The sequence below is a fragment of the Streptomyces tricolor genome (assembly GCF_002155905.1).
Classification (GTDB): domain Bacteria; phylum Actinomycetota; class Actinomycetes; order Streptomycetales; family Streptomycetaceae; genus Streptomyces; species Streptomyces tricolor.
Map to the genome: position 1 here is coordinate 1 of NZ_MUMF01000224.1, position 7,301 is coordinate 7,301.

Sequence of the window (7,301 nt, forward strand, 5' to 3'; positions counted from 1 at the left end):
CGACCCGCCCCGGCACACCCGGCTGCGCCGGGTCGTCGCCCGCGCGTTCACCGGCGCGAGCATGCGGCGGCTGCGCCCGCTCGCGGAGCGCCGGGCCGCCGAGCTGCTCGACGGGATGGAGCGGGCGGGGGCGCCGGCCGACCTCATGGAGCACCTGCATGGCCCGTTCCCGATCGCCCTGATCCGTGACTTCCTCGGCGTGCCCGAGAGGGACTGGCACCGCTGGTCCGCCACGGGCGAGGCGCTGCTGGCCGCGGGCGCGGGCGCCGGCTCGGCGGAGCGGGCCAGGCAGGCGGCGATCACCCGGGCCCGGATCACCGAACTGCTCCGGCGGCGCCGTACGGAACCCCGCGAGGACCTGGCGGGAGTGCTGGCGCGGGCCGCCGCGGCCGGTGAGATCACCGACGACGAGGCGCTCTCCCTCGCCATCGCCGTCCAGGTCAGCGGTGGCCACGCGGTCCGCAACAACAGCGGCTCGATGATGTACGCGCTGCTCACGCACCCCGAGCAGCTAGCCCGGCTGCGCCGCGAGCCGGAGCTGCTGCCCCGGGCCGTGGAGGAACTGTTCCGCTACGTCCCGCACCGCAACGGCGTCGGCATCCCGCGGATCGCCACCGAGGACGTCGAGGTCGGCGGCCGGCTGATCCGCGCCGGCGAGGCGGTCTACAACGCCTACCTCGCCGCCAACCGCGACCCCGAGGTCTTCCCCGACCCCGACGCCCTGGACTTCGACCGCCGGGGCGCCGCCCACGTGGCCTTCGGGTACGGCCCGCACCACTGCCTGGCCGCGGTCATGGCGCGCATGGAGGCCGAGGTCATGATCGGCTCCGTGCTCGCCCGCTTCCCCGGCCTCCGCCTGGCCGTGCCCCCCGAGGAGGTCGAGTTCCAGCGGCAGGGCCTGATCCGGGGACCGAGGACGCTGCCCGTGACGTGGTGAGCCGATCCATGGCAAGGTACGGGTGACCACAGGGGGGAACATGATCGTTGTACTGCTCGGCGTCCTGGCACTCGTCATCGGCGGCTGCGTCTGCGTGGTGTGGGCGGAGCGCGGCGGCCCGCGCTGGGTCCGGATCGTCGCGGCGCTCACGCGCGGGGCGGGCGAGCTGGTGAGCAGCGCCCAGAAGAGCGGACGCCGCAGCGGCAACGCCGACGACTAGCGACCACGGGAGCCCGCCCGGTCAGGCCCGAGGGCCTGACCGGGCGGTACACCGGCAGAAGGCGTCAGCCCTGCGCCGGGAACACGAAGAACCCCTGGTCCGTGCTGAGCGCCGAGCTGCCGTCCGAAGCCAGGCCGATGAACGGCCTGGGCCGTCCGAGGCGGACCAACGCCGACAGATGCCACCCACGGGTGACCACCCCCACCCCGCTCTGGCCTGGGCTCCCCAAGTCGATCTGCGACACTGGTACCACCATGCCCAAGCCCGGAGAACTCACTTTCGTCGCGCCGCGCGGAGCCAAGAAGCCGCCGCGGCATCTCGCCGACCTCACGCCCGCCGAGCGCAAGGACGCCGTGGCCGAGATCGGTGAGAAGCCGTTCCGTGCCAAGCAGCTCTCGCAGCACTACTTCGCGCGGTACGCGCACGACCCGGAGCAGTGGACCGACATCCCCGCCGGTGCGCGCGCCAAGCTCCAGGAAGCGCTGTTCCCGGAGCTGATGACCGTCGTCCGGCACCTGTCCACCGACCAGGGGACCACGCGCAAGACGCTGTGGCGGCTGTTCGACGGCACGCTGGTCGAGTCCGTGCTGATGCGGTACCCGGACCGGGTCACCATGTGCATCAGCTCGCAGGCCGGGTGCGGTATGAACTGCCCGTTCTGCGCGACCGGGCAGGCGGGGCTGGACCGGAACCTGTCCACCGCGGAGATCGTCCACCAGATCGTGGACGGCATGCGGGCGCTGCGGGACGGCGAGGTGCCCGGCGGGCCCGCGCGGCTGTCCAACATCGTCTTCATGGGGATGGGCGAGCCGCTCGCCAACTACAAGCGGGTCGTCGGCGCCATCCGGGCGCTCACCGACCCGGCGCCGGACGGGCTCGGCCTGTCCCAGCGCGGGATCACCGTCTCCACCGTCGGGCTGGTGCCGGCCATCCACCGGTTCGCCGACGAGGGCTTCAAGTGCCGGCTGGCGATCTCCCTGCACGCCCCCGACGACGAGCTGCGCGACACCCTCGTCCCCGTGAACACGCGGTGGAAGGTCCGCGAGGTGCTGGACGCCGGGTTCGAGTACACCGAGAAGTCCGGCCGCCGGCTGTCCATCGAGTACGCGCTGATCCGGGACATCAACGACCAGGCCTGGCGCGGCGACCGGCTCGGCCGGCTGCTCAAGGGCAGGCCCGTGCACGTCAACCTCATCCCGCTGAACCCGACGCCGGGCTCGAAGTGGACCGCGTCGCGGCCCGAGGACGAGAAGGCGTTCGTGGAAGCCATCGCCGCCCACGGTGTCCCTGTCACGATCCGGGACACCCGTGGCCAGGAGATCGACGGGGCCTGTGGTCAGCTCGCGGCCACCGAGCGGTAATCTGGCCACGTCCACATATCTTCATATTCCGACAGGGGAGCGCCACAGCGCTGAGAGTGCGGCAACCAGGCCGCAGACCCTCTGAACCTCGCCCAGGTCATTCTGGGTAGGAAGTTCGGTCACCACCTCAAGCTGTCGTGCCCTGCCCGGGTTTCCGGGCGGGGCCGCGTTCTTCCTGGCCAACCCCCAGGAGGACATCCAGTGCACCACAAGACCTTCGTGGCCGTGGCGGTCGGCCTCGGCCTCGTCACGCTGTCCGCGTGCGGGTCCACCGACACCGGGGGCTCCGCGGACCCCACGACCGTAACCCTGGTCAGCCACGACTCGTGGGCCGTCTCCAAGGACGTGCTGAAGGACTTCGAGAAGCGGTCCGGGTACAAGGTCAGGGTCCTCAAGGACGGCGACGCCGGGCAGGCCGTCAACAAGGCGATCCTGACCAAGGACAACCCGCAGGGCGACGTCTTCTTCGGCGTCGACAACACCCTGCTCTCCCGCGCCCTGGACAACGGGCTGTTCCAGCCGTACCGGGCCAAGGGCTGGGACACGGTGCGGCCCGAGTTCCGCGCCGACCAGGGCAAGCACCGCGTCACGCCCGTCGACACCGGCGACATCTGCGTCAACTACGACAAGGCCTGGTTCAGCGCGCACAAGCTGACCCCGCCCCGGTCCTTCGAGGACCTGGCGAAGCCCGCGTACAAGAACCTGCTCGTCACCGAGAACGCGGCCACCTCCTCGCCGGGCCTCGGCTTCCTGCTGGGCAGCGCCGCGAAGTTCGGCGACGACGGCTGGCCGGGCTACTGGAAGAAGCTGAAGGCCAACGGCGTCAAGGTGGTCGACGGCTGGGAGCAGGCCTACTACCAGGAGTTCTCCGGGTCCTCGGAGGGCAAGAAGGCCGGCGGCGACCGGCCGCTCGTGGTGTCGTACGCCTCCTCCCCGCCCGCCGAGGTGATCTACGCCAAGAAGCGGCCCGCCACCGCCCCGACCGGCGTGGCCACCGGCACCTGCTTCCGGCAGGTCGAGTACGCCGGGCTGCTGAGCAACGCGAAGAACACCAAGGGCGGCAAGGCGCTCCTCGACTTCCTGCTGACCAAGGAGTTCCAGCAGGACATGCCGTTGAACATGTTCGTCTACCCGGTCGTGAAGGGGGCCGCCGTGCCCGCCGACTTCACGAAGTACGGGCCGGCCGCCGAGGACCCCGAGACCCTGGCGCCCGACACGATCGCCGCCAACCGCGACGAGTGGGTCAAGTCGTGGACCTCGCTCGTACTGAAGTAGCCAGGACCCGGCGGGGGAACGCGGCGCGGCTCGGGCTGATGGCCCTGCCCGTCGCGTTCTTCGCGCTGTTCTTCGCCTGGCCCGTGGCCGCGATCGTCACCCGCGGGCTGAAGGCGGACGGCGCCTGGCACCTCGGGCGGCTCGCGGACGTCGTCACCCGGCCGGACATCCGGGACGTGCTGTGGTTCACCACCTGGCAGGCGCTCGCCTCCACCGCGCTCACCCTGCTGCTCGCCCTGCCCGCCGCCTACGTCTTCGCCCGCCTCGACTTCCCGGGCAGGCATCTGCTGCGGGCCGTCGTCACCGTCCCGTTCGTGCTGCCGACCGTCGTCGCCGGCAGCGCCTTCCTGGCGCTGGTCGGCCACCACGGGCTGCTCGACCAGCTGTGGGGGGTACGGCTGGACACCACGGTGTGGGCGATCCTGCTGGCCCACGTCTTCTTCAACTACGCGGTCGTCGTCCGCACGGTCGGCGGGCTGTGGGCCCAGCTCGACCCCCGGCAGGAGGAGGCCGCGCGCGTGCTGGGCGCCTCCCCGCTGACGGCCTGGCGGAAGGTCACCCTGCCCGCGCTCGCCCCGGCCGTGGCCGCCGCCGCGCTGATGGTGTTCCTGTTCACCTTCACCTCCTTCGGTGTGGTGCAGATCCTCGGCGGCCCCACCTTCTCCACCCTCGAAGTGGAGATCTACCGGCAGACCTCCGAGGTCTTCGACCTGTCCACGGCCGCCGTCCTCACCCTCGTCCAGTTCGCGGCCGTCGGCGCGATCCTCGCCGTGCACGCCTGGACGGTACGGCGGCGGGAGACCGCGCTCAGGCTCGTGGACCCGAAGGTGACCGCCCGGCGCCCGCGCGGCGCCGGCCAGTGGGCGCTGCTCGCCGGTGTCCTCGTCACCGTCGCCCTGCTGCTGGTCCTGCCGCTCGCCGTCCTCGTCCGCCGCTCCCTCGACGCGCCCGGTCTCGGCTACTACCGGGCGCTGACCGACGCGGACGGCGGTACGTTCCTGGTCGCGCCCCTGCACGCGGTGTGGACCTCGCTGGAGTACGCCGTCGCCGCCACCGCCATCGCCGTGGGTGTGGGTACTCTCGCCGCCGCCGCGCTGGCCCGCCGGGACGCGGGACGGCTGGTGCGGGGGTTCGACGCGCTGCTCATGCTGCCGCTCGGCGTCTCCGCCGTGACCGTCGGCTTCGGCTTCCTGATCGCGCTCGACAAGCCGCCGCTGGACCTGCGCCAGTCCTGGATCCTGGTGCCGCTCGCGCAGGCGCTGGTCGGCGTCCCCTTCGTCGTACGGACCATGCTGCCCGTGCTGCGCGCGGTGGACGTACGCCTCCGGGAGGCCGCTGCCGTGCTCGGCGCCTCGCCCTGGCGGGTGTGGCGGGAGGTGGATCTGCCGCTGGTGCGGCGGGCGCTGCTGGTCGCGGCCGGGTTCGCGTTCGCCGTGTCGCTGGGCGAGTTCGGGGCGACCGTGTTCATCGCCCGGCCCGACAACCCCACCCTGCCGGTCGCCGTGGCCCGGCTGCTGAGCCGCCCCGGTGACCTCAACTACGGCCAGGCGATGGCCCTTTCGACCATTCTGATGGTGGTGTGCGCCGCCGCGCTGCTCGTCCTGGAGCGCCTGCGCACCGACCGGACGGGGGAGTTCTAGATGCTGCTGAGCCTGGACGCCGCGACCGTGCGCTTCGGCGGGCGGGCCGTGCTCGACGCCGTCGGCCTGGACGTCGCCGAGCACGAGGTGGTGTGCGTGCTCGGGCCCAGCGGCAGCGGCAAGTCGACCCTGCTGCGGGCCGTAGCCGGGCTCCAGCCCCTGTCGGGCGGCCGGGTGCTGCTCGACGGCCGCGACCAGGCGGGCGTCCCCGCGCACAAGCGGGGCGTCGGGCTGATGTTCCAGGACCACCAGCTTTTCCCGCAGCGGGACGTCGGCGCGAACGTGGCCTTCGGGCTGCGCATGCACGGCGTCGCCAAGGGCCGCCGGGACGCCGAGGTGGGCCAGTTGCTCGACCTGGTCGGGCTGCCGGGGGCCGCCCGGCGGGCCGTGGCCTCCCTGTCCGGCGGCGAGCAGCAGCGGGTGGCGCTCGCCCGGGCCCTCGCGCCCCGGCCCCGGCTGCTCATGCTGGACGAGCCGCTCGGCCAGCTCGACCGCTCGCTGCGGGAGCGGCTGGTGGTCGAACTGCGGGAGCTGTTCGGCCGGCTGGGGACGACCGTGCTCGCCGTGACCCACGACCAGGGCGAGGCGTTCGCGCTGGCCGACCGGGTGGTGGTGATGCGGGACGGGCGGATCGCGCAGACCGGGACGCCGCTGGAGGTGTGGCAGCGGCCCGCCGACGCGTTCGTGGCCCGCTTCCTCGGCTTCGAGAACGTGGTGGAGGCGACCGTCGCCGGGACGGCCGCCGACAGCCCGTGGGGCAAGCTGCCGGTGCCGGACGGCTCCGGGCAGGGCAGCCGTACGGTCCTCGTCCGGCCCGCCGGGGTCCGGCTGGTGCCGGCCGACCAGGGCCTGCCCTGCACGGTGGCCGCCCGCACCTTCAAGGGCACCCACGTGGCCGTGCACCTCCAGCCGGCGGACGGTCCGCGCCTGGAGGCGGCCTGCGCGCTCCGGGACGCCCCGGCGCCCGGCGCCCGGGTCGGCGTGGAGTTCGACGTGGCCGAAACCCTCGTGCTGGACTGATCGTCCCGCCGTAGGGTGAGGTCATGTCTTTGCTCGCACATGACCGCTACTGCGACGAAATCGCCCACCAGGTCGAGCAGTTGAGAGCTGTGGTCACCTCGGGCGCCGACCTGTCCGCGACCGTGCCGACCTGCCCGGACTGGTCGCTGGAAGACCTCGTCCGGCACGTGGGGGGCGCCCTGCGCTGGGTGGACGCCCTGGTGCGCGCCCGGGCGCAGGAGGACATCCCCGAGGAGCAGGTGCCGCTGGGCGGCGGACCGGAGGCGCGCGGGGACGCGGCGGCCCTGGACAAGTGGCTCGCGGACGGCGGCGAGCTGGTCGTCGGCGCGTTGCGCGAGGCCGGCCCCGACGCCGGGGTGTGGGCATGGGCCTGGGCGCAGAACGCCGGCTTCTGGGCCCGCCGGGTGGTCTGCGAGATCACCGTGCACCGGGCCGACGCCGCGCTCGCCGCCGGGCTGCCCTACGAGGTGGCGCCGGACATCGCGGCGGACGCGCTGGACGAGTGGCTGCAGCTTGTGGAGTGGGTGCAGCGGACCGGGGCCCTGGAGGCGGCGAAGGAGCTGCGCGGTCCGGGGCGCTCGATCCATCTGCACGCCACCGACACCGCCCCGGAGCTGAACGCCGAGTGGCTGATCGAGCTGGGCGAGGAGGGGGTGAGCTGGCGGCGCGGGCACGAGAAGGCCGCGGTCGCCCTGCGCGGCCCGCTCACCTCGGTGCTGCTCGCCTTCTACCGCCGGATGCCGCTGGACGGCCCCGGTCTGGAGGTGCTCGGCGACCGGGAGCTGCTGGAGTTCTGGCTGGAGCGGGCCACGTTCGGCTGACGCGCACCGGCCCGCCCCCGGGGACGT

7 protein-coding genes are annotated in these 7,301 nt (G+C 73.2%); all 7 read left to right on the top strand.

The features are described 5' to 3' along the window. Window positions 1–937 (top strand): cytochrome P450 (locus CCN44_RS17150; protein WP_086698147.1); only part of this gene is annotated, 937 nt, incomplete at its 5' end. 40 nt (window positions 938–977) lie between these two features. Further along, window positions 978–1,157: a hypothetical protein gene (locus CCN44_RS17155; protein WP_059252852.1), complete on the top strand. Its 180-nt coding sequence runs from the start codon at window positions 978–980 to the stop codon at window positions 1,155–1,157. Between the two features lie 254 nt (window positions 1,158–1,411). Further along, on the top strand, window positions 1,412–2,518 hold the full coding sequence (gene rlmN / locus CCN44_RS17165) for a dual-specificity RNA methyltransferase RlmN (protein ID WP_059255262.1): 1,107 nt from the start codon (window positions 1,412–1,414) through the stop codon (window positions 2,516–2,518). 201 nt (window positions 2,519–2,719) lie between these two features. Beyond that, complete coding sequence (locus tag CCN44_RS17170) at window positions 2,720–3,793, top strand: thiamine ABC transporter substrate-binding protein (RefSeq protein ID WP_086698149.1); 1,074 nt, start codon at window positions 2,720–2,722, stop codon at window positions 3,791–3,793. A 38-nt stretch (window positions 3,794–3,831) separates the two neighbouring features. Beyond that, the gene (locus CCN44_RS17175; protein ID WP_086698150.1) at window positions 3,832–5,433 is read left to right on the top strand and encodes an ABC transporter permease; all 1,602 of its coding nucleotides are present in this window, start codon (window positions 3,832–3,834) and stop codon (window positions 5,431–5,433) included. Continuing rightward, window positions 5,434–6,453, top strand: coding sequence for an ABC transporter ATP-binding protein (locus CCN44_RS17180; RefSeq protein WP_086698151.1), 1,020 nt, complete (start codon window positions 5,434–5,436; stop codon window positions 6,451–6,453). 23 nt (window positions 6,454–6,476) lie between these two features. After that, entirely contained in the window at window positions 6,477–7,274 is a 798-nt protein-coding gene (locus CCN44_RS17185) for a maleylpyruvate isomerase family mycothiol-dependent enzyme (protein WP_059252856.1), read from the top strand. The last annotated feature ends 27 nt before the right edge of the window (window positions 7,275–7,301 follow it).